Origin of the sequence: Yersinia sp. 1252 StPb PI (assembly GCF_048593885.1) — a bacterium.
Lineage (GTDB): Bacteria > Pseudomonadota > Gammaproteobacteria > Enterobacterales > Enterobacteriaceae > Yersinia > Yersinia enterocolitica_E.
This window is the reverse complement of sequence record NZ_JAZGQE010000509.1, coordinates 1-391: the sequence shown is the minus strand read 5'-3', so window position 1 is coordinate 391 and position 391 is coordinate 1. Positions and strand designations below refer to the sequence as shown.

Here is a 391-nt window from a genome sequence, read left to right as displayed (position 1 = left end):
AAAGGTGCCCACGGTAACACGATTGATTTGCGGCTGAACTATTTGGGTAGCGCCGGTGGCGAAACAACACCAGATAGCCTGGTACTGACATTTACGCCAATGGCTGGCGGTGCGGGTGCGCCTGAACTGGATGATGCGCTGGCTAATTTGCAGGACAGGACCTTTGATTTCATTATCAATCCATACACTGACACTGCGTCACTGAATAAAATCAAAGACTTCTTGTCAGACAGTACCGGTCGCTGGAGTTATGCCGAGCAGCTCTATGGCCATAGCTTTGCGGCTCAATCGGGGACTTATGGACAACTGACAGCCGCAGGCGAATTACGCAATGATCAGCATGCTTCTCTGTTGGGGGTAAATGGCTCGCCAACACCAAGCTATATCTGGT

The 391-nt window shown here is 50.9% G+C and carries 1 protein-coding gene; it reads left to right on the top strand.

Annotated features, from left to right (window positions below):
* A partial coding sequence (locus tag V2A85_RS24535) for a phage tail sheath subtilisin-like domain-containing protein (RefSeq protein ID WP_420072670.1) occupies positions 1-391 on the top strand: 391 nt, incomplete at both ends.